1 protein-coding gene is annotated in these 503 nt (G+C 63.4%); it reads left to right on the top strand.

Annotated features, from left to right (window positions below; genetic code table 11):
- Positions 1–503 (top strand): acyl-CoA dehydrogenase family protein (locus tag NZ773_16410; GenBank protein MCS6803506.1); only part of this gene is annotated, 503 nt, incomplete at both ends.

Here is a 503-nt window from a genome sequence, read left to right on the forward strand (position 1 = left end):
CAGCGTCAAAGAGCAGTTCATCCTCAGCGAGGAGTTCGCCTGGCGCCGCGCACCAAGGCCCGGCGGCATCGGTCACGGCTGGGCCGGGCCGACCATCATGGTCTACGGCACCGAAGAGCAGAAGCGCGAATACCTGCCGAAAATCATCTCCGGCGAACACATCTGGTGCCAGCTCTTCTCGGAACCTGGCGCCGGCTCCGACCTCGCCAGCCTGCAGACCCGCGCCGTCCGCGATGGCGATGACTACATCATCAACGGCCAGAAAATCTGGACCTCCGGCGCCCAGTACGCCCACATGGGCATCCTCATCGCCCGGACGAACCCCGATGCGCCCAAGCACCGCGGCATCAGCTACTTCCTCATCGATATGAAGACGCCCGGCATCACCGTCCGGCCGCTCGTCAACATGCTCAACAGTCATGAGTTCAACGAAGTTTTCTTCGAGGACGTCCGCGTGCCGGCGAAACAGCTCCTCGGCGAGGAGAATCGCGGCTGGTACCTGG

The sequence above is a fragment of the Dehalococcoidia bacterium genome (genome assembly GCA_025054935.1).
In the GTDB taxonomy this organism is placed as follows: domain Bacteria; phylum Chloroflexota; class Dehalococcoidia; order SpSt-223; family SpSt-223; genus JANWZD01.